A 20,709-nucleotide genomic window follows, 5' to 3' on the forward strand; every position below is an offset into this window, starting at 1 on the left:
CATCCGCCGCCGAGACTACTTCACCTCGGATATGCGTGAAGCCTCGGCGAGATTGGCGCTGGTGATCAATATCGGGGTGAGGCTGACGGACTTGGGCGCCGCGCCGGTCTTGATCTTGGCCACGGCCTGGCGAAGGGCGGTGCGGATCTGCTGGCCGGGGTTCTGCTCGACCGAAGCCACCATCTCGCCGGCCCTGATCCGGGCCAGGGCCTCGGGAATGGCGTCGAAGCCCAGCACCTTGATCTTGTTCGGACCGAAGCCGGCGGCGCGCACGGCCTCCAGCGCACCCATGGCCATGTCGTCGTTCAGGCACAGGATCACGTCGGGTGGGGTGTCGTGCATCGAGGTCAGCACGTTCTGGGTGACGGTCAGGGCCTGGTCACGCTTGGAGTTGGCGGTCTGCTCGGTGACGATCTTGAACGCCGGGCCGCCGGCCGCGAGGCCCTCGTGGACGCCCTTGACCCGCTCGATCGAGCTGGAGCTGCCGGGGTCGTTGGTGATCACCACGACGCGCGCGCCGGCGGGGTAGGTCTTGACCACCCAATCGGCCATCGCACGGCCGCCGGCCACGTTGTCGGCCCCGACGTGCGGCACGGGCGTCTTCGCGCCGGCGATGTTGCGGTCGACCGAGATCACCGCGACGCCCTGTTCGACCAGTTCGTCGGCGGCGGTGGCCAGGGCCTTGGAGTCGGTCGGGGCGACGATCACCACCTTGGCGCCCTGCACCGCGGCGGCCTCGAGGTCGGCGATCTGCTTGGAGGAGTTGTTCTGGGCGTCCATCACCTGGACCTTCACGCCCAGCTTGGTGGCCTCGTCCTCGAGCTCGCGACGCATGGCCACGAAGAAGGGCTGGGAGAGGTCGTTGAAGCTGACCACGATTTCGGAGGCGTTCTGGCCGCCGCGCGCGCATCCGCCAAGCAAGCCGCCGGCCACCGCCGTCAGCCCAAGTCCCGACACCAGGCCAAGGAAGCGTCGGCGTGATGTCAGGGGGCGGATCATGGCGTTTCCCTACTCTCTAATGGCATGGTTATCGGATGCGGAGCATCGCCTTGGTTGCCTGACACAAGAGTGGAAGATAAATTCCATGTCAAGAATATCGGGGAAAGAACGTTTCATTTTTGCCGTGACGACACCGGCGGGCGAGCAGGCTTTTCGAGAGGCGTCCGCTCGCCTCGCCTGTCACGCCGCGTCCCGGCTCGGAGGCTACAGCCTCACGACCTGGCTCGTCCTGGCCGACTGGCCGGCCGCCTCGGCCAGGGCCAGGGCCTCAACGCCATCGACATAGCCGATCAAGGGGAGGGTTTCGCCACGAACGATCTGCGCGAAATGTTCCATCTCGCGGCGGTAGGCCTCGGCATAGCGGTCGAGGAAGAAGTTCTGGAACGCGTCGCTGGCCACGCCGCCCTTGCCCCAGACCGAGACCGTGCTCTCCATGACGTTGTCGGCGCGGACCAAGCCCTTCGAGCCGAACGCCTCGATGCGCTGGTCGTATCCGTAGCCGCTGCGGCGGCTGTTGCTGATAACGCAGATCTTGCCCGAGGCGGTGCGCAGCAGGATCTTGGCGGTGTCGACGTCGCCGGCCTCGCCGATCGCGGGATCCACCAGGCAGCTGGCGGTGGCGAAGACCTCCGTCACCGGTTCATCCAGCAGCCAGCGGGCCATGTCGAAGTCATGGATGGCCATGTCCTTGAACAGGCCGCCCGACACCTTGACATACGAGACCGGCGGCGGGGCTGGGTCGTGGCTCGTGATGTGAACCGTCTCCAGGGCGCCGACCACGCCGGCGGCCAGGCGCGCCTTCAGGCCCTGGAAGTTGGGGTCGAAGCGACGATTGAAGCCCAGGAACAGCCTGACGCCCCGACCGCCCAACGCCGCGGCGGCCGAGCGGGCGCGGTCCAGGTCTTGGTCGATCGGCTTCTCGCAGAATACGGCCTTGCCCGCCGCCACGGCCTTCAGGCTGTAGTCGAGATGGGTGTCGGTCGAGCTTGCGATGATGACGCCGGCCACGGACGGATCGTTCAATGCGGCGTCGAGGTCGGAGACCTGCGCGCCCGTCTCCGCGGCGAGGTCCTCGGCCGCCGCGGCGACGGGGTCGACGACATGCTTCAGGCGCAGGCCCGGCTGGTTGGCGACGTTCTTGGCGTGGATGCGACCGATGCGGCCCGCGCCCAGGATGGCGATGTCGTGCATGGGAACCTTCGTACTCTCAAGGGATTGAGCGCCGGCGCGGCCATCGCTGCTCTCTCGTCCAGCTCGTGCGGTGGTCGCGATTTCGCCTTCCTGTAGCTTGGAATAAAAATTCCCTCTATAGCTAAAGCGGAATTCCTGATCGTGATCGGAACCGTGGTGTCCGGGCACGGGATGGATACTCTAAATTTGGATCGTCGAGCCCCAGATGACGGAAGAGACCATGGCGGCGAATGCGCCGGCCAGCGCGGACGAACTGAGGGCGGCGATCCTCGATCGTTACGAAACACTCAGCAAGCGCCTGCAGCAGATCGCCCGCTACGCGCTGGATGAGCCCAACGGAATGGCGCTGGAAACCCTGGCGGTGATCTCCGAGCGGTGCGGCGTGCAACCTTCGGCCATCGTCCGTTTCGCCAAAACCTTCGGCTATCCCGGCGCCAGCCAGATGCAACGGCTGTTCCGCGACGGTCTGCTGTCGGCTCACACGGGGCTGGGTTACGGCGAGCGCGTGCGCCACTTCAACGAGGCGGTGGCCAGAAAGCCCAACGGCGGCGGCGCCGAGGTGTTGGCCGAGTTCGTCGAGGGCAATACCCTGGCCTTGGAGAACTTGGCCCAGACCGTCAGCGAAGAGGACATGTCCAAAGCCGTGAAGCTGATCGACGAGGCCGAGACGGTTTATGTCGTCGGTTTCCGCCGCTCGTTCCCGGTGGCCTCGTACTTGGCCTATTCGCTGCAGCAGGTGAACAAACGCACCCTATTCATCGATGGCGTGGCGGGCCTGACCAGGCAACAGGTCCAAACCATCGGGCCGAAGGATCTGCTGATCGCCGTCAGCTACCACCCGTACGCCGAAGAGACGGTTCAAGCCGTCGAGATGGCCGTCGAGCGGAGCGCGAAGGTGCTCTCCATCAGCGACAGCCTGGTCAGCCCGATCGCCAAGCCGGCCAGCCTGGTCCTGCATGTGCGCGAGTCCGAGGTGAGGACCTTCCGCTCGCTGGCCGCCTCGATCTGCTTGGCCCAGGCCCTTGTGATCGGCTTTGCCTTCGAGTCCAACAAGGCAAAAGGGAAGGGCCGCAAGAGCGGTTGAACCCCGCGATTCAGTCCGGACCGAAAATGAAATGCGCGTTGCGAAAATTTCTAATTTGGAATATGCGTTACATAATGCCAGCGGGAAGGCTGGCCCGACAGTAGCGTGGAACCGGCATGGCGCAGGACGCAAAGACCCTTGATCTGATCGCCATCGGCCGCTCCTCGGTCGACCTCTACGGTCAGCAGATCGGCGGTCGGCTGGAGGACATGGGGTCGTTCGCCAAGTACCTGGGCGGCAGCCCGACCAACACCGCCTCGGGCGGGGCCCGCCTGGGCCTGAAGACCGGCCTGCTGACCCGGGTCGGGGCTGACCACATGGGCCGCTTCATCCGCGAGCAGCTGGCTCGCGAGGGCGTCGACGTGGCGGGGGTGCTGACCGACCCCGAGCGGCTGACCGCCCTGGTGATCCTGGGCATCCGCGACCGCGACACCTTTCCGCTGATCTTCTACCGCGAGAATTGCGCCGACATGGCGCTGGAGGAGGGCGACGTCGATCCGGCGTGGCTGGCCTCGGCGGGCGCGGTGCTGATCAACGGCACGCACCTTTCCCAGCCCGGCGTCTACGCCGCCAGCCTGAAGGCCGCCAAGGCGGTCAAGGCGACGGGCGGCCGGGTGGCTTTCGACATCGACTACCGCCCGGTGCTGTGGGGCCTGACCGGCAAGGACGCCGGCGAGAACCGCTTCGTCGAGAACCAGGACGTCACCCGCAAGCTGCAGGAGGTCCTGACCCTTTGCGACCTGATCGTCGGCACCGAGGAGGAGATCCACATCCTGGGCGGCGCGACCGACACCGTCACCGCCCTGCGCGCCATCCGCGAACGCACCGATGCGCTGCTGGTTTGCAAGCGCGGCCCGGACGGTTGCGTCGCCTTCCCGGGCGCGGTGCCCGACGCGCTCGACGAGGGCGTCAGCGCCCGCGGCTTCAAGGTCGAGGTGTTCAACGTGCTGGGGGCGGGGGACGCCTTCATGGCCGGCTTCCTGCGCGGCTGGCTGCGCGGCGAAGCCATCGAGACCAGCTGCGAGTGGGGCAACGCCTGTGGAGCCATCGTCGTGTCGCGCCACGGCTGCGCCCCGGCCATGCCGACCTGGATCGAGCTGGAGCAGTTCCTGGGCGAGCGTGAGCGGCCATTCCGCCTGCGCGAGGACAAGGACCTCGAGCACACCCATTGGGCCACCACGCGCGAGGGCGTGCAGGAGGAACTGACCGTTCTGGCCATGGATCACCGCAGCCAGTTCGAGGACCTGATCGCCGAGACCGGCGCCGACGCCGCCCGCATTCCGCGCTTCAAGACCCTGGCCCTGCGCGCCGTCGAGACGGTGGCCGGCGGTGACCACCGATTTGGCGTGCTGCTGGACGGTCGGTTCGGCTTCGACGCCCTGGCCCAGGCTGCTGACCGGCCCTACTGGATCGGCCGTCCGATCGAGCTGCCCAGGTCGCGGCCGTTGCAGTTCGAGAGCTCGGCCGACGTGGGGACGGAGCTGACCGAATGGCCGCTGAACCACGTGGTCAAGTGCCTGGTCTTCTATCATCCCGACGACGAGGTCGCGCTGCGCGAGCAGCAGGAGCGCCAACTGCTCCGGCTGTTCGACGCCTGCCGCAAGACCCGCCACGAACTGCTGGTCGAGGTGATCCTGCCCCAGGGCATGGATAGCGACAGCCGCACCGTGGCCCGCGCCATCCGTCGCCTCTACGCCGTCGGCGTGCGGCCCGACTGGTGGAAGCTGGAGCCCGTCTCCGACCCCGCCGCCTGGCGCGAGATCGAGATCGCGGTCAACGAGAATGATCCGCTGTGCCGGGGCGTGGTGCTGCTGGGCCTGTCGGCGCCGGAGGCCGAGCTGCTGGCCTCGTTCGAGGTCGCCGCGCCCTTCGCGATCGTCAAGGGCTTCGCCGTGGGGCGCACCATCTTCTACGACGTCGCCCGGGACTGGCTGAGCGACCGCATCGATGACGACGCGGCCGTGACGGCCCTGGCCGGCAAGTTCACCGTGCTGGTCGAGGCCTGGCGCCGGGCCCGCGCTGCTGGAAAGAGGGCCGCGTAATGGCCGCCATCCGTCTCACCGCCGCCCAGGCGACCGTCCGCTGGTTGAGCCAGCAATATGTCGAGACCGCGCGCGGCGAGGTTCCGTATTTCGCCGGGGTCTGGGCGATCTTCGGCCACGGCAATGTCGCCGGCCTGGGCGAGGCCCTGCACGGCGTCCGCGACGTGCTGCCGACCTGGCGCGCCCACAACGAACAGGGCATGGCCCACGCGGCCATCGCCTTCGCCAAACAGTCGCGGCGCGAGCGGGCCATGGTCTGCACCAGCTCGATCGGCCCCGGCGCGACCAACATGGTCACCGCCGCCGCCCTGGCCCACGTCAACCGCCTGCCGGTGCTGTTCCTGCCCGGCGACGTCTATGCCAGCCGACGCCCGGATCCGGTCTTGCAGCAGGTGGAGGACTTCGGCGACGGGACGATCAGCGCCAACGACTGCTTCAGGCCAGTGTCGCGCTATTTCGACCGCATCATGCGGCCCGAGCAAATTCTCGACTGCCTGCCGCGCGCCCTGGCGACCATGCTCGACCCGGCCTCCTGCGGCCCGGCGACCCTGGCCTTCTGCCAGGACGTCCAGGCCGAAGCCTTCGACTATCCGGAAGGCTTCTTCGCCAGGCGGGTCTGGCGTATTCGCGCGCCCCAGCCCGACCCGCGCGAGCTGGATGACCTCGTCGGCCTGATCCGGGCGGCCAAGGCGCCGCTGATCGTGGCCGGAGGCGGGGTGCTCTACGCCCGCGCCGAGGCGGCGCTGGCGGCTCTGGCCAGCGACACCGGCGCGCCGGTCGCCGAGACGCAGGGCGGCAAGGGTTCCCTGGCCTGGGATCACCCGTGCAACCTGGGCAGCGTCGGCGTCACCGGCAGTGCGGCCGCCAACGCCGCCGCCGAGGCCGCCGACCTGATCGTCGGGATCGGCACGCGGCTGCAGGACTTCACCACCGGTTCGCGGGCGCTGTTCGGCGCGCCGGGCCGCAAGCTGGTCCAGGTCAATGTCGCTGTTCACGACGCCCACAAACATGGCGCCGTCAGCGTGGTCGGCGACGCCGGGGCGGTGATCGCGGCCCTGGCCGAGCGCCTGGCCGACTGGAAGGCGCCCGCCGCCTGGGCCGACGAGGCCACTGGCCGCATCGCCGGTTGGAACGCCGCCTTCGACGCCGCCACGGCGCTCGACGACCGGCCCTTGCCGACCGACGCCCAGGTGCTGGGCGCGGTGTCGCGGTCGGCGTCCGATGACGCGGTGGTGGTCTGCGCGGCCGGCGGGCTGCCAGGCGAACTGCACAAGCTTTGGCGCACGAAACAGCCCGGCGGCTATCACGTCGAATACGGTTTCTCGTGCATGGGCTACGAGATCGCCGGCGCCGTGGGCGTCAAGATGGCCGCGCCGGACCGCGAGGTCCATGTGATGGTCGGCGACGGCAGCTACCTGATGCTCAACTCCGAACTGGCCACCTCGGTGATGCTCGGGACCAAGCTGATCGTCACCGTCCTCGACAACCGGGGCTATGGCTGCATCAACCGTCTGCAGGCCGCGACCGGCGGCGCGCCGTTCAACAACCTTCTGGCCGATACGGTCCACCAGACCCTGCCCGACATCGACTTCGCCGCCCATGCCGCCAGCCTCGGCGCGCGGTCGGAGAAGGTCCGAAGCCTCGTGGAACTGGAGGCGGCGCTGCAACGCGCCAAGGCCAGCGACCGGACCTATGTCGTGGTCATCGACACCGACCCGATGTCGACCACGGAAGAGGGCGGCGCCTGGTGGGACGTGGCGGCGCCCGAGGTGTCGGTGCGTCCGACGGTCAACGCGGCGCGGGCCGACTACGAAAACAAAATCAAGCAACAGCGTACGGGAGACTGACGTCATGGCCATCCGTTTCGGCGTGAGTCCCATCGCCTGGATCAACGACGACATGCCCGAGCTGGGCGGCGACACCCCGCTGGAGAGCGTGCTGGCCGATTGCCAGGCCATCGGCTTCGCCGGCGTCGAGCTGGGCGGGGTGTTCCCTCGCGACCCGGCGGTGCTGAAGCCGCTGCTGGCCCGCTACGGCCTCGACCTGGTCGGCGGCTGGCACAGCGGCAACCTGCTGGTCCAGTCGGCCGACGACGAGATCGCGGCGCTGCAGAAGCACCTGGCCCTGCTGAAGGCCATGGGCAGCACCGTCTTCGTCCATGCCGAGACCAGCAACGCCATCCACGGTGACAAGTCCAAGGCCCTGTCGGCCACCCCGCGCCTCGACGCCGAGGGATGGAAGGAATTCGGCGCCCGCCTGACCAGGGTGGCCGACTATATCCAGTCCCAGGGGCTGAAGTTCGCCTACCACCATCACCTGGGCACCGTGGTCGAGCGGCCCGAGGATCTGGAAGCGTTCCTGGCCAATACGGGTTCGTCGGTGGGTCTGACGGTCGACACGGGTCACGCGGCGCTGGGCGGGCTGGATCCCGTGGCGATGATCCGAAGCTATCCGCACCGCATCGCCCACGTGCACTGCAAGGACATTCGCGGCGAGGTCTTCCGCAAGGTGATCTCCGACCAGGGCGGCAGCTTCCTGGACGGCGTGCTGGCCGGCATGTTCACCGTGCCCGGCGACGGCTATCTCGACTATGCGGCGGTGATGCGGGCCCTGGCCGAGATCGGCTATTCGGGCTGGATCATCGTCGAGGCCGAGCAGGACCCGGCCATCGCCAATCCCCGCGAGTACGGCGAGATCGGTCTGGCGACGCTGAAGCGCGAGGCCGCGGCGGCCGGCCTGAAGGCGGCGTGATCATGGGTGTTCACATGACCGGTCCCCAAAGGTTGTCATCCCGGCCGGAGCGCGTAGCGCGGAGAGCCGGGACCCAGGGGCGACCACGAAGCGCCGGCCCCTGGGTCCCGGACAGCCTCTGCGAGGCTTCCGGGATGACAACGACGGGGAGGCCGCGATGAGTCCTCTCCTTGTGCGCCCCCACGCGCCGGATGCCTCGGGCGCCGTGCTCGAGGTCACGCCCCAGAGCGCCGGCTGGACCCACGTCGGCTTCAAGGTCGTCAAGCTGGAGCCCGGCCAGTCGCTGGGCGGCGGCGAGGTCGATCGCGAGACCTGCCTGGTGGTGATGTGCGGCAAGGCCTCGGTCACGGTCGGCGGCCAGGACTTCGGCGCGATCGGCGGCCGGGCCAGTGTGTTCGAGGACGCCGCTCCCGGCGCGGTCTACGCCCCGGCCGGCGCGGCCTTCAGCGTCACGGCGGTCACCGCCGTGGAGCTGGCCCTGTGCTCGGCCCCGGGCAAGCCCGGCCACGAACCTCGCCTGATCGCGGCCGGCGACATGCCCCGGGAGGTGAGGGGGCAGGGGACCAATGTCCGCCACGTCCGCAACATCCTGCCCGAGACCGCTCCGGCCGACGGCCTGCTGGTGGTCGAGGTGATCACCCCCGGCGGCCACTGGTCCAGCTATCCGCCGCACAAGCACGATACGGCGGCCGACGGCGAGGAGACCGCGCTGGAGGAGACCTATTATCACCGCCTGGACCCGCCGCAGGGCTTCGCTTTCCAGCGCGTCTACACCGACGACCGCAGCCTGGACGAGACGGTCTGCGTCCAGGACGGCGACGTGGTGATGGTGCCGCGCGGCTACCACCCGGTCGGGGCCCCGCACGGCTACGACCTCTACTACCTCAACGTCATGGCCGGCCCGCACCGCAAGTGGATCTTCCGCAACGACCCGGCCCACGACTGGATCGCCCGCAAGGCCTAGTCATTTAGATCTTTGTTCTAACGCATTTTCTTCACGCGAACCGGCATCCACCTCGCTCGAAAATGCTCATGAAGGAGCGCGTGATGCGCACTATTCCCCACTTCGTCGGCGGTCGCGCTGTCGAGGGCAGGTCTGGCCGCTTCGGCGACGTCTTCGATCCCAACACCGGCCGGGTGCAGGCCCGCGTGGCCCTGGCTTCGGCCGGCGAGCTCGACGCGGCGATCGCCAACGCCGCCGCCGCCCAACCGGCCTGGGCCGCGACCAATCCCCAGCGCCGGGCGCGGGTGATGTTCGAGTTCGTGCGCCTGCTCAACGCCAACATGGACGAGCTGGCTCACCTGCTGTCGTCCGAGCACGGCAAGGTCATCGCCGACAGCAAGGGCGATATAATGCGCGGCCTGGAGGTGATCGAGTTCGCCTGCGGGATTCCACACTTGCTGAAGGGCGAATACACCCAGGGCGCCGGGCCGGGGATCGACGTCTATTCGATGCGCCAGCCTCTTGGCGTGGTGGCGGGGATCACTCCGTTCAACTTCCCGGCCATGATCCCGATGTGGATGATGGGGCCGGCCATCGCCTGCGGCAACGCCTTCATCCTCAAGCCGTCGGAACGCGACCCGTCGGCGCCCGTGCGCCTGGCCGAACTGATGATCGAGGCCGGCCTGCCGCCGGGAATCCTCAACGTCGTGCACGGCGACAAGGACTGCGTCGAGGCCATACTCGACCACCCGACCGTCAAGGCCGTCAGCTTCGTCGGCTCGTCCGACATCGCCCAATCGGTGTTCTCGCGGGCCGGCGCCAACGGCAAGCGGGTGCAGGCCATGGGCGGGGCCAAGAACCACGGCGTCGTGCTGCCCGACGCCGACCTCGACCAGGCGGTGGCCGACATCGTCGGCGCGGCCTACGGCTCGGCCGGCGAGCGCTGCATGGCCCTGCCGGTGGTCACCCCGGTCGGCGAGAAGACCGCCATCGCCCTGCGCGAGAAGCTGGTCGCGGCGATCGGCGGGCTTCGCGTCGGGATCAGCACCGACAAGGACGCCCACTACGGCCCGGTGGTTAGCGCCGCCCACAAGGCGCGGATCGAAAGCTACATCCAGATGGGCGTCGACGAGGGGGCCGAACTGGTGGTCGATGGCCGGGGGTTCAGCCTGCAGGGCCACGAGGACGGCTTCTTCGTCGGTCCGACCCTGTTCGACCATGTCAAGCCGGGCATGACCTCCTACAAGGATGAGATCTTCGGGCCGGTGTTGCAGATCGTGCGCGCCGAGAGCCTGGAGGAGGGCGTCGCCCTGGCCTCGCGCCACCAGTACGGCAACGGCGTGGCGATCTTCACGCGCAACGGCGACGCCGCCCGCGAGTTCGCCGACCAGGTCGAGGTCGGGATGATCGGAATTAACGTGCCGATCCCGGTGCCGGTCGCCTATCACAGTTTCGGCGGCTGGAAGCGCTCGGGCTTCGGCGATCTCAACCAGTACGGCATGGACGGGGTGCGGTTCTACACCCGCACCAAGACCGTCACCCAGCGCTGGCCCAAGGGCGGGGCGGTGCTGGACCAGAGCTTCGTCATCCCCACCATGCGGTGACGAGCCGGGCGTGCGGCGCCAAGCGCCGTCGCCCGACTGGCGCCTTCAGGCCGCCGAGCGGTCGCCGGATTTCATTCATTTGACGTCCTCACGAGCAGGTTCCGATGTCCTCCAGGCCCTCGCGTCGCCAAACCCTGAAGCAAGCCGTGGCCGCCCTGGCCGCGGCCGCGACGCCATCCTTCGCCGCGGCGACGGCGGACGAGGCGAGGGGAGTCGAGGCGGCCCAAGGCGTGCTGGCGCGCCGGCTCGGGGCGCGGGCGGCGGGCATCGCCCTAACCCTCGTCCCGTCCGCGAGGCCGGCGGGCAAGCCCTGGTACAATGTGCAGGCGCGGGGCGGCAGGGTGATGATCACGGGGGACACGCCGGTGGCCTTGGCCCGCGGCGCCTACGCCTATCTGAAGCAGGCCGGGGCGGCTTCCGTCAGCTGGGAAGGTGACCGCATTGCCCTGCCGGCGCGGTTTCCCGACGCCGACACCGGACCGGTCATCAGTCTCTTCACCCATCGCGCCTACCTCAACACCTGCACCTACGGCTACACCACACCCTGGTGGGGGTGGGACCGCTGGAGCCGCGAGATCGACTGGATGGCGGTTCACGGCGTCGACATGCCGCTGGCCATGGAAGGTCAGGACCATGTCTGGCGCGCGTTGTGGCGCGAGCTTGGTCTGAGCGAGACCGAACTGGCCGACTATTTCTCCGGGCCCGCCTTCACGCCCTGGCAGCGCATGGGCAATATCGAGGCCTACCGCGCGCCTCTGCCCGCGAACTGGATCGACAAGAAGAAGGACCTGCAGGTCCGGATCCTGGGAAGGATGCGGGCGCTGGGCATGACCCCGATCCTGCCGGCCTTCGGCGGCTACGTGCCCAAGGCCTTTGCTCGGAAACACCCGAAGGCCCGTATCTACCGCATGCGGCCATGGGAGGGGTTTCACGAAACCTACTGGCTGGATCCGGCCGACCCGCTGTTCGCGAAGATCGCCGGCCGCTTCCTGGCGCTCTATACCCAGACCTACGGGGCGGGGGCCCACTACCTGGCCGACTCGTTCAACGAGATGCTGCCGCCGATCAGCGCCGACGGCGCGGACGCGCGCGACGCCGCGTATGGCGACGGCGTGGCCAACACGGCGGGGACCAAGACCAAGGTCGAGGTCGACCCCGCCACCAAGGCCCAGCGCCTGGCCGCCTATGGCAAGGCCATCTACGACTCGATCCGGCAAACCCGGCCCGACGCGGTCTGGGTGATGCAGGGCTGGCTGTTCGGCGCGGACTCCCACTTCTGGGAGCCGTCGGCGATCTCGGCCTATCTTAGCCTCGTCCCCGACGACAAACTGATGATCCTCGACATTGGCAACGATCGGTATCCGGACGTCTGGCGCAACGCCAAGGCCTTTGGCGGCAAGCCATGGATCTACGGCTACGTGCATAATTATGGGGGCAGCAACCCGGTCTACGGCGACCTCGACTACTACCGTCGCGACCTGGCGGGCATCGCGGGCAATCCCGACGCCGGCAAGCTGGCGGGCTTCGGGATGTTCCCCGAGGGGCTGCACAACAATTCGATCGTCTACGAGGCCGTCTACGACCTGGCCTGGGGCGCGGGACAGCCGTCGCTGCCGGCCTGGCTCGGGACCTATGCGCGCGCGCGCTACGGCCGGACCACGCCCGAACTCGATGCGGCCATGGCGCTGCTGGTTCAGGCGGCCTATTCGACCCGCTACTGGTCGCCGCGCTGGTGGAAGAGCAAGGCCGGCGCCTATCTGTTCTTCAAGCGGCCGACGGCGACGATCGGCGAGTTCCCGGGTCATCCTGGTGATCGCGCCAAGTTGGACGCGGCTGTCCGCGCGCTAGCCGCCCAGGGGGCCGCCTTCGTTGACCAGCCCTTGTTCGTGCTGGACCTCGTCGACGCGGCCCGACACCTGGCCAGCCTGGAGATCGACGGCCAACTGCAGGCCGCCGTGGCCGCCTATCGCCGGGGCGACCTTGTCGCCGGCGACCGGTCGCGCGGTGAGGTCGAGGCATTGGCCTTGGCGATCGACGCGCTGCTGGGCGTCCAGCCCGAGACCCTGGCGACCTGGATCGACGACGCCAAGGCTTACGGCGATACGCCGGCGGACGCTGCCGCCTATGTCGCCAACGCCAAGGCTCAGGTCACCGTCTGGGGCGGCGAGGGCAATCTCAACGACTATGCGTCCAAGGCCTGGCAGGGGCTCTATCGCGACTTCTACCTGCCGCGCTGGTCGCGGTTCCTCGACGCGCTGAAGGCGGCGGGGGCAGGGGCCTTCGACGAGGCCGCTGTCACTCGCGACGGCGTCGCCTGGGAGCGTGCCTGGGTCGCGGCGGATGTCGTCTATCGCCGCCAGCGACCCGCCGACCCTGTCGGCGGGGTCAAGGTCCTGATCGCGCGCCTGGATCAAGCCCGGGAGAAGAACGGTTGACTACCCCCGCTCCACGTTTCCTGTCCCTGGATGTCTTCCGGGGCCTGACGGTCTGCCTGATGATCGTCGTCAACACGGCGGGGCCAGGCGCCGAGGCCTACGCCCCGATGGTCCATGCCCCTTGGTTTGGGTTCACCGCGGCGGACGCGGTGTTCCCGTCGTTCCTGTTCGCGGTCGGCTGCTCGATGGCCTTCGCCTTCTCGCGGCCGATCCCGACGGGGGATTTCATGTCGAAGGTGCTGCGGCGCGCGGCGCTGATCTTCCTGCTCGGCTTCCTGATGTACTGGTTCCCGTTCGTCCGGAAGCTGGACGGGCACTGGACGCTGATCCCGTTCGCGGACACGCGGGTGATGGGCGTCCTGCAGCGCATCGCCCTTTGCTACGCGCTCGCCGCCTTCGCCGCGCGCTGGCTGTCGCCACGCCTGATCGTCGTCCTGTCGGTCGTGCTGCTGCTGGGCTACTGGGCGATCCTGCTGGCCTTCGGCGATCCGGTCGCTCCATTGTCCAAGCTGGGCAACGCGGGAACCCATTTGGATCTCTGGCTGCTGGGCAAGAATCACCTTTATCGCAAGGACGGCGGCTTCGATCCCGAAGGTCTGTTGGGAACCTTGCCGTCGACGGTCAACGTGCTGGCCGGCTATCTCGCCGCGCGCTTTCTGAAGGAGACGTCCGACGCTCGCCGGGCCACGATCGGCATGGCCCTGACCGGCCTGGCCCTGATCGCCGGCGGTCTTGCCTGGGGGCTGGTCTTTCCGATCGCCAAGAAACTGTGGACCAGCAGCTTCGTCCTGCTGACCGTCGGCCTGGACCTGGTGTTGCTGGCGGCCCTGATCGCGGTGTTGGAAGGCCGCAAGCCCAATGCGGCGATACGCTTCTTCCAGGTGTTCGGCCTCAATCCGCTGGTGATCTACCTGTTCTCCGAGCTCTTCGTGACCGTGTTGGGCATGGTCGAAGTCGCGCCGGGCAGGGGGCTCTACGCGTGGATTGGGGTCCACGTGTTCCAGGCGCTGGCGCCGGGCGCGCTGGGCTCGCTGCTATGCGCGATAGGCTACATGCTGGTCTGCTGGCTGCTGGGCTACGTCATGGATCGCCGCCGCATCGTCGTGAAGCTGTAGAAGGTTCGCACCCATGTCCGACAGGGCGCGCCACTCCGGTACAGCTTCTGGGCCGGATCGCACTCACATTCGAGGGAACAGCCTCGTCGAGACATCCGTTCTGTTCGCGGAGCCGGCGGGAGGTGTCCAAGGGCCGGGCTTCTTGCAAGGGAGGTTCAGATGCGTGTGAGCGACTGCATGACCCGGGGTGTCGAGATCACCAACCCCCAGGAGACGATCCGTGACGCCGCCAGGATGATGGTCGAGTGCGACGCTGGCGCCCTGCCGGTGGGCGAGAACGATCGGCTGGTGGGTGTGATCACCGACCGAGACATCGCCGTCCGCGCCGTGGCGGAGGGCAAAGGTCCCGACGCCAGGGTTGGCGACGTGATGAGCGCCGAGGTGAGATACTGCTTCGAGGACGATGACGTCGACGAGGTGCTGCGCAACATGGGCGAACTCCAGCTGCGGCGGCTGCCGGTTCTCAGCCGTGACAAGCGCCTGGTCGGCATCGTGTCGCTCAGCGATCTGGCGGCGATCCGCGCGGCCGGGCCCGTCGGAGCGGCCTTGGCCGATATCGCCCGCCCCGGCGGCGAACACTCCCAGACTCGGCACTGACGCCGTCGCGGGCTCCCTGACGGTCGTTGTCCCCGCGGGCGGTGACTCCACGCGGGTCGGATTCCCACGATCCGACCCGCCGCGCGACCGTCATCAGTTGTGGGCGGCCCATGCCGCCGCAGGCCAAGGGAACGGGCGTTCGGCCTGGGTGTTTTCGACAGGATGGAAGGCGGCTCCAGGCTGCCTTGAACCTGGCCGCAAGGAGGGCCGAAATGACCTCTGAGCCATCCAAGCACAACCTGATCACCAGCGACCGGGTGAACGGGACCCCGGTGTTCGACCTCACCGGTGAACGCATCGGCCATGTCGATAACCTGTCCGTCGACAAGACGTCCGGCCAGGTGCGGTATGCCCTGCTCTCGTTTGGCGGCTTCCTGGGGATCGGCGAGCGGTTCCATCCGCTGCCCTGGGCCGTGCTGACCTACGATCCTGACCAGGCGGGTTATGTGGTGTCGCTCGACAAGACCCAGCTTCAGGCCGCCCCGTCCTACACCAAGACGGAACTCGAAGCCTTCGGAGCCGGCGATCAGAGTTATCGCGAAAAGCTCCTCGACTATTACGCCCGCTACGGGGCCGCGCCCTACTGGTGAACGCCAGGTCTCGAAGCCCGAACGGATAGCTCGCTTCCGGGCCGCGCACTCCCTCCAAGACCGCCGTTCGAAGGTATCTGGGAGCGAGCGGCGGCGACCGGTTCCCGTGTTCGGAACGGGGACCTTCGCGACGGTTGAGGCGTTTTGCAGCTGGATCGCAGATCAGGAGCCATCCCATGCCCGCCAAATCCGCTGCTCAACAAAAGGCCGCCGGCGCGGCGCTGTCGGCCAAGCGAGGCGAGACGCCAAAGAGCAAGCTCAAAGGCGCCTCGAAATCCATGCTGTCGATGAGCGAAAAGCAGCTCGAGGAGTTCGCCCATACCAAGCGCAAGAACAAGCCCGAGCACGTTTCGAAGGCGCATTAGGTCGGGGTCAGGCGTCTCGGCGGAACCCCCTCGCAGATCTTCATCCCGCTCCGCCCGCCGGACGCCAGTCCTGGCCAGCCATGGTGTTGACCATCCACGGGATGCCGAACCGGTCGGTCAGGCTGCCGTAGCCGGGCGACCAGAAGGTCTCGGCGAAGGCCATGCCGACCTTGCCGCCTTCGGACAGGGCCTCGAAGACACGTTTCGCCTCGGCGGCGTCCTCGGTATGGAACGTGACGTCGAAACCGTTCTTGGGCTTGTCGATGTTCGGGGCGTACTCGGGCGGCATGTCCGCGCCCATCAGGGCCTGGTCGCCGACCTCCAGCCAGCAGTGCATCAGCCAGTCCTTGTACTTGGGATCGACCGGCATGTCGGCCGGGCCTTCACCGAACGGGAAGGCGGCGGTGACCTTTCCGCCCAACACGCGGGCGTAGAAGTCGAAGGCTTCGCGGCATTCGCCCTGGAAGCTCAGGCTGGTGACGATCTTCACGGCGTTTCTCCTTGGTCTCGGTTTTTGAAGGTCGACGATTCAAGCTGGTCAGGGTCGGCGGACCATCGACCAGCGCCGGGCGGCGGCTCGGCGTCGTCGCAAGACCAGATTCAACAGCGCGATGTTCTGGCTGACCAGACCGACGGGCGACAGGACGCGCAGGGCGTCGCCAACCATCTGACCCTCGGCCAGCGCGCCCCGGACACGACCGATCTTGCGGTGCTTGCGGATGTTGGTGACGCGAGGCCAATCGACGACCTCGATGTGCAGGCCGGCCTCGATGATCCGCTGGTTGATGAAGGCCTCACCGCCCCAACGCGGCAGCGCTTCCATGACCGCGATCTGATCTCGAACCAGCCAGGCGGGGATCACGCGCTCGCCGGATACGAAGTCCAGTCCGATCAGCCTATAGAGCGGCAGGCTGTTGCGACGCAGGCTGATGCTGACCTCCGCGCGGCCGGCCACGATCGGGGCGGCGAGTCGGTCGATCTCCTGGCGTCCGAGGCCGGAGAGATCAGCGTCCAGGAACATCAGCAGTTCGCCGGTCGCCGCGGCGACGCCCCGGCTCATCGCATAGGTCTTTCCGCGATTGGCGCCGTAGGTGATCACGCGGACATTGGGGTGGGTCTTCAACAGGGCGTCGACGCCGTCGGTCGAACCGTCGTCGACGACGATCACTTCCTTCAGAGCGGGGTGTCCGTCCACGGCCGAAAGGATGTCCCGCAGCCGATCGCCCTCGTTGTAGACGCAGACGATGCAAGAGATGTTCGCCATGCCCTCGGTCCTGGCCATGTTCGCCAGGACTCAAGCTTTCCGCCGAGCGAAGGTTCCGCGACCGGTCGTGCGCCGCGCCGTCGAAAGAGACGGCGACCTTGGGAATGGCCGGCGAAGCTCCACGAATTGGGATCCTTGAAGTGAGCCTTGAGCCGCGCTGCTGAGTCGGTGGGCGCCCGGACGGCCAGACAGAAATGCTGGTCGCGCCTTGCGGAAATTTGCGCGCCCTGAGCCCGGCGAAGCGCCCGGCGCGCGCCTATCTCTGCGTCAGACGGGCGAGGTCGATCCTCGCCGGCGGCGGGATCCCCGACGCCAACTTCAATTTCCCGGACTAACGGCCGGTCAACGCCCCTTCGCCAGAGCACGACACGTCAACAACCGGGCCGTTGAGCGCCCGAGCACCGGAGACCGCCATGGATGGTTCCACGATCGCCAAACAGGACCAGGGCGTCTCGATCCCGGAGACCCAGGTCGGGTCCAACGCCGGGCCGCCCGCCGCCTGGGCCGCGATCGGGGCCCTGACCCTGGGCGTCTTCGCCCTGGTGACCTCCGAGTTCCTGCCGGCCAGCGTCCTGACGCCGCTGGCGGCCGACCTGGGCGTCAGCGTCGGCGCGGCGGGCCAGGCGGTCACCGCCACCGCCGTCATCGGCGCCATCGCCGCGCCCCTGACGCCGGTGCTGACGGGGCGCTTCGACCGGCGACTGGTGATGTGGAGCCTGATGGCGCTGCTGTGCGCCTCGAACCTGCTGACGGTGTTCGCCGTCAACCTGCCCATGCTGCTGGTCGCGCGGATCCTGTTGGGCGCCAGCCTGGGCGGCTTCTGGTCCATGGCCGCGGCCCTGGCCATGCGGCTCGTGCCGGTCACGGCCCTGCCCAGGGCGATGTCGATCGTCTTCACCGGCGTGTCGGTGGCCACGGTCTCGGCCGCCCCGGTCGGGGCCTATGTCAGCGACACCTTGGGCTGGCGCGCCGCTTTCATCATCGCCGGCGTGGTCGGGGGCCTGGCGTTGCTGGCCCAGGTGCTGACCCTGCCCAGGCTGGCGCCGACGGCGCCGCCGCGACTGCGCGGCCTGTTGCAGGTGGCGCGCCGTCCCAGCGTCGCGGTGGCCCTCATCGGCGTCCTGCTGGTGATCTCCGGCCACTTCGCCGGCTTCACCTATGTTCGTCCCGTGCTCGAGCAGGTGACGCGGCTGGGCGTCGGCGCGATCTCCCTCGTCCTGCTGGCCTTCGGCGTCGCCGGGTTCTTCGGTAATTTCGCGGGGGCTTTCCTGGCGGAACGCGATCCGCGCCTGGCGGTGCTGGGCGGCGCGGGCCTGGTCGCCGCCTCGGCCCTGGCGATCGTGACCCTGGGCGCCTGGCCTCCCGTGGTCGCGATCGCCCTGGCCGTCTGGGGCTTCGCTTTCGCCATGCTGCCGGTCGGCTTCCAGGCCTGGGCGACCTCGGAGGCCTCCGACCAGGCTGAGCTGGCGGGCGGCCTGCTGACCTCGACCTTCCAGGTGGCCATCGCCATGGGGGCGATCTTCGGCGGCGTGCTGGTCGATCACCTGGGCGCGGTCAGCGCCTCGGCCTATGCCGGCCTGGCCGCCGCGTCGGGTGTTGTCCTGGTGCTGGCGGCGCGGCGAGAGCGCCCCGTCGCGACGCCGGTCCCTTGCGAGGCTTGCCCGTAGGGACGGGGGCGGCTCAGACCATGCCCGCCAGGGCGCGTCCCGCCGCCCGGCCCGAGAAGATGCAGCCGCCGAGGAAGGTGCCTTCCAGCGCGTTGTAGCCATGCATCCCGCCACCGCCGAAGCCCGCCGCCTCGCCCGCGGCGAACAGCCCCTCCAGCGCCGCGCCGCTGGACGTCAGCACGCGACCCGAAAGGTCGGTCTGCAGTCCGCCCAGCGACTTGCGGGTGAGGACATGCAGCTTGACCCCGATCAACGGTCCCGCCCTCGGATCGAGAATGCGGTGGGGCGTCGCCGTGCGCGCCAGCCGGTCGCCCAGGGCGCGGCGGCTGTTGTGGATGCCCATGACCTGCAGGTCCTTGGTGAAGGGATTGGCCATCTGGGCGTCGCGGTCCTCGATCTGGCCGCGGATCAGCGCCGCGTCCAGCAAGGGTTGCTCGGTCAGCGCGTTCATCCTCCCGACCAGGGTCTCCAGCGTGTCGGCGACCACGAAGTCGGCGCCATGACGCTTGAAGGCCTCCACCTCGGGCGGCGCGCCCTTGCCCAGGCGTGAGCGCAGCAGGCCCAGCACCCGGCGATTGGTGATGTCGCCGTTCTGCTCGGACCCTGAAAGGGCGAACTCCTTCTCCAGGATCTTCTGGGTGACGATGAACCAGGAGTGGTCGTGCTCGGCCAGGTCCGGCGTGGTGCGGAGGTGGCGCAGGGTCGCGACGGTGTCGTAGCCGGGCAGGGCGGGGAAGGGCAGGCGCCGGCCCAGGGCGTCGAACCACATCGCCGAAGGGCCCGGCAGGATGCGGATGGCGTGGCGGGGCCAGATGGGGCTCCAGTTCCGTACGCCCTCGACGTAGTGCCACATGCGATCGCGGTTCACGAGCCGGGCGCCGGCCGCGCCGGCGATGTCCAGCATCCGCCCGTCGACATAGGCCGGGACGCCGGTGATCATGTTTCGCGGTGGCGCGCCCAGCCGGTCGGGCCAGAAGCGCCGCACCAGGTCGTGGTCGCCGCCGATGCCGCCGGTGGCCAGGACGACCGCCTGGGCCTTCAGGGTGTAGCCGCCGACCACCTCGCGACTGGATGGCGCCCCGCGCCCCGCGTCGTCCGGCGTCAGGATCGCCCCGGCGACCCCCGTGACCCGGCCGCCCTCGACCAGCAGCTCGTCCACCCGGCGCCGATAATGAAAGGTCAGCAGGCCACCGCCGGCGGCCTCCCGAGCGCGCTGGGCGAACGGCTCCGACACGCCGGTGCCCGTGCCCCAGGCGACATGGAAGCGTGGCACGGAGTTGCCGTGGCCGAAGGCCTGGCCGCCGCCGCGTTCGGCCCAGCCGACCATGGGGGTCAGCTTGATCCCGTGGCGGCGCAGCCAGTCGCGCTTCTCACCGGCGGCGAATTCCACATAGGCGCGCGCCCAGCGCACCGCCCATTCATCCTCGGGCAGGGGGCCGTCCAGCCGATCCCACCCGGCGCTGCCCCGCCAGTCCCGCCAGGCCAGGTCGAAGCCGTCGCGCACGCCCAGGCGTCGTTGTTCGGGCGAATTGACCAGGAACAGGCCTCCGAACGACCAGAACGCCTGGCCCCCCAGATTGGCGGCGTTCTCCTGGTCCACCAGGGCGACGCGCTTGCCCGCCTGGATCAGTTCGTTCGTCGCGACCAGTCCCGCCAGTCCGGCTCCGACGACAATCACGTCAGCGTCCATGGTCTCCCCCTCGCAAGGCCCGGTGATAGTGGCTATTTTGACATCTATGTAAATATCTGATCGGCGTGAAAATTCTGGGTGAGCCCCTCTGTTCGGGACCGGGGAGGGTGATTGGCCCGGCCCTTGGGGTGGTTTCCGGCAGGGCGATATCGTGGGCAAGGCGCGCGCGGCGGCTCTCCCTGACGTTGTTTTGTATCGACGCAGGCTATGTATTTACATTTAAGTGAATATTTGGACGAGATTGACGATGTGTTGGCTGTCCGGCCCCGGCCACCAGTCTGAGCCGCACCTCGCGGCCTTCAGCGAATGTTTCCGGCGCTCCGCGCGGCCATGATGCTCCGCCTCGCCCGGTCGGGCGTCGGCGCTTTTCAC

Annotated in this window: 17 protein-coding genes and 1 pseudogene; 13 read left to right on the top strand and 5 right to left on the bottom strand. The window is 68.5% G+C overall.

Going from position 1 to position 20,709, the window contains the following annotated elements:
- Positions 1–15: 15 nt before the first annotated feature.
- Together ASD79_RS08105 and iolG are read right to left on the bottom strand one after the other, a co-directional pair.
- On the bottom strand, positions 16–999 hold the full coding sequence (locus ASD79_RS08105) for a sugar ABC transporter substrate-binding protein (RefSeq protein ID WP_056720531.1): 984 nt from the start codon (positions 997–999) through the stop codon (positions 16–18).
- A gap of 204 nt (positions 1,000–1,203) precedes the next feature.
- Positions 1,204–2,190 (bottom strand): inositol 2-dehydrogenase, encoded by a 987-nt coding sequence (gene iolG / locus ASD79_RS08110; protein WP_056720532.1) that lies wholly within the window; start codon positions 2,188–2,190, stop codon positions 1,204–1,206.
- A gap of 205 nt (positions 2,191–2,395) precedes the next feature.
- Here iolG and ASD79_RS08115 point away from each other — a divergent pair, with 205 nt between their 5' ends.
- The 12 genes and pseudogenes from ASD79_RS08115 to ASD79_RS08165 all read left to right on the top strand — a co-directional run bounded on the left by ASD79_RS08115 (position 2,396) and on the right by ASD79_RS08165 (position 15,716).
- Positions 2,396–3,274, top strand: a complete 879-nt coding sequence (locus tag ASD79_RS08115; RefSeq protein WP_056720533.1) for a MurR/RpiR family transcriptional regulator — start codon at positions 2,396–2,398, stop codon at positions 3,272–3,274.
- Positions 3,275–3,390: 116 nt separating this feature from the next.
- Positions 3,391–5,316, top strand: a complete 1,926-nt coding sequence (gene iolC / locus ASD79_RS08120; protein ID WP_056720534.1) for a 5-dehydro-2-deoxygluconokinase — start codon at positions 3,391–3,393, stop codon at positions 5,314–5,316.
- The gene (gene iolD, locus ASD79_RS08125) at positions 5,316–7,163 is read left to right on the top strand and encodes a 3D-(3,5/4)-trihydroxycyclohexane-1,2-dione acylhydrolase (decyclizing) (RefSeq protein ID WP_056720535.1); all 1,848 of its coding nucleotides are present in this window, start codon (positions 5,316–5,318) and stop codon (positions 7,161–7,163) included. The genes iolC and iolD overlap by 1 nt, the downstream gene beginning before the upstream one ends.
- A 4-nt stretch (positions 7,164–7,167) precedes the next feature.
- Positions 7,168–8,067 carry a myo-inosose-2 dehydratase gene (gene iolE, locus ASD79_RS08130; RefSeq protein WP_056720536.1) on the top strand — a complete coding sequence of 300 codons (900 nt, stop codon included), beginning with the start codon at positions 7,168–7,170 and terminating at the stop codon, positions 8,065–8,067.
- A gap of 33 nt (positions 8,068–8,100) precedes the next feature.
- Positions 8,101–8,206 (top strand): annotated as a pseudogene (locus ASD79_RS24570) (hypothetical protein); the annotation flags it as partial.
- 18 nt (positions 8,207–8,224) lie between these two features.
- A complete protein-coding gene (gene iolB, locus ASD79_RS08135) occupies positions 8,225–9,031 on the top strand; it encodes a 5-deoxy-glucuronate isomerase (RefSeq protein WP_056720537.1) in 807 nt (268 codons plus the stop codon).
- An 80-nt stretch (positions 9,032–9,111) separates the two neighbouring features.
- Positions 9,112–10,614, top strand: a complete 1,503-nt coding sequence (locus ASD79_RS08140) for a CoA-acylating methylmalonate-semialdehyde dehydrogenase (protein WP_162252345.1) — start codon at positions 9,112–9,114, stop codon at positions 10,612–10,614.
- 104 nt (positions 10,615–10,718) lie between these two features.
- Positions 10,719–13,049 carry an alpha-N-acetylglucosaminidase gene (locus ASD79_RS08145; protein ID WP_056720538.1) on the top strand — a complete coding sequence of 777 codons (2,331 nt, stop codon included), beginning with the start codon at positions 10,719–10,721 and terminating at the stop codon, positions 13,047–13,049.
- Positions 13,046–14,164, top strand: a complete 1,119-nt coding sequence (locus ASD79_RS08150) for an acyltransferase family protein (protein WP_056720539.1) — start codon at positions 13,046–13,048, stop codon at positions 14,162–14,164. Before ASD79_RS08145 ends, ASD79_RS08150 begins: the two co-directional genes overlap by 4 nt.
- Before the next feature lie 159 nt (positions 14,165–14,323).
- Positions 14,324–14,761 (top strand): CBS domain-containing protein, encoded by a 438-nt coding sequence (locus ASD79_RS08155; protein ID WP_056720540.1) that lies wholly within the window; start codon positions 14,324–14,326, stop codon positions 14,759–14,761.
- 212 nt (positions 14,762–14,973) lie between these two features.
- On the top strand, positions 14,974–15,351 hold the full coding sequence (locus tag ASD79_RS08160; RefSeq protein WP_056720541.1) for a PRC-barrel domain-containing protein: 378 nt from the start codon (positions 14,974–14,976) through the stop codon (positions 15,349–15,351).
- 176 nt (positions 15,352–15,527) lie between these two features.
- A complete protein-coding gene (locus tag ASD79_RS08165) occupies positions 15,528–15,716 on the top strand; it encodes a DUF3008 family protein (protein WP_056720542.1) in 189 nt (62 codons plus the stop codon).
- A gap of 40 nt (positions 15,717–15,756) precedes the next feature.
- On the opposite strand, the gene ASD79_RS08170 is transcribed toward ASD79_RS08165, so the two are convergent.
- Entirely contained in the window at positions 15,757–16,206 is a 450-nt protein-coding gene (locus tag ASD79_RS08170; protein WP_056720543.1) for a VOC family protein, read from the bottom strand.
- Positions 16,207–16,254: 48 nt separating this feature from the next.
- Positions 16,255–16,980 carry a glycosyltransferase family 2 protein gene (locus ASD79_RS08175; protein WP_162252344.1) on the bottom strand — a complete coding sequence of 242 codons (726 nt, stop codon included), beginning with the start codon at positions 16,978–16,980 and terminating at the stop codon, positions 16,255–16,257.
- A gap of 413 nt (positions 16,981–17,393) precedes the next feature.
- On the opposite strand from ASD79_RS08175, the gene ASD79_RS08180 reads away from it, so the two are divergent.
- Positions 17,394–18,647: an MFS transporter gene (locus tag ASD79_RS08180; RefSeq protein WP_056720545.1), complete on the top strand. Its 1,254-nt coding sequence runs from the start codon at positions 17,394–17,396 to the stop codon at positions 18,645–18,647.
- Positions 18,648–18,660: 13 nt separating this feature from the next.
- Here ASD79_RS08180 and ASD79_RS08185 read toward each other — a convergent pair whose 3' ends face one another.
- Positions 18,661–20,337 (bottom strand): FAD-binding dehydrogenase, encoded by a 1,677-nt coding sequence (locus tag ASD79_RS08185; RefSeq protein ID WP_056720546.1) that lies wholly within the window; start codon positions 20,335–20,337, stop codon positions 18,661–18,663.
- Between the last annotated feature and the right edge of the window lie 372 nt (positions 20,338–20,709).

It is taken from the genome of Caulobacter sp. Root655 (assembly GCF_001427665.1).
Taxonomy (GTDB): Bacteria; Pseudomonadota; Alphaproteobacteria; order Caulobacterales; family Caulobacteraceae; genus Caulobacter.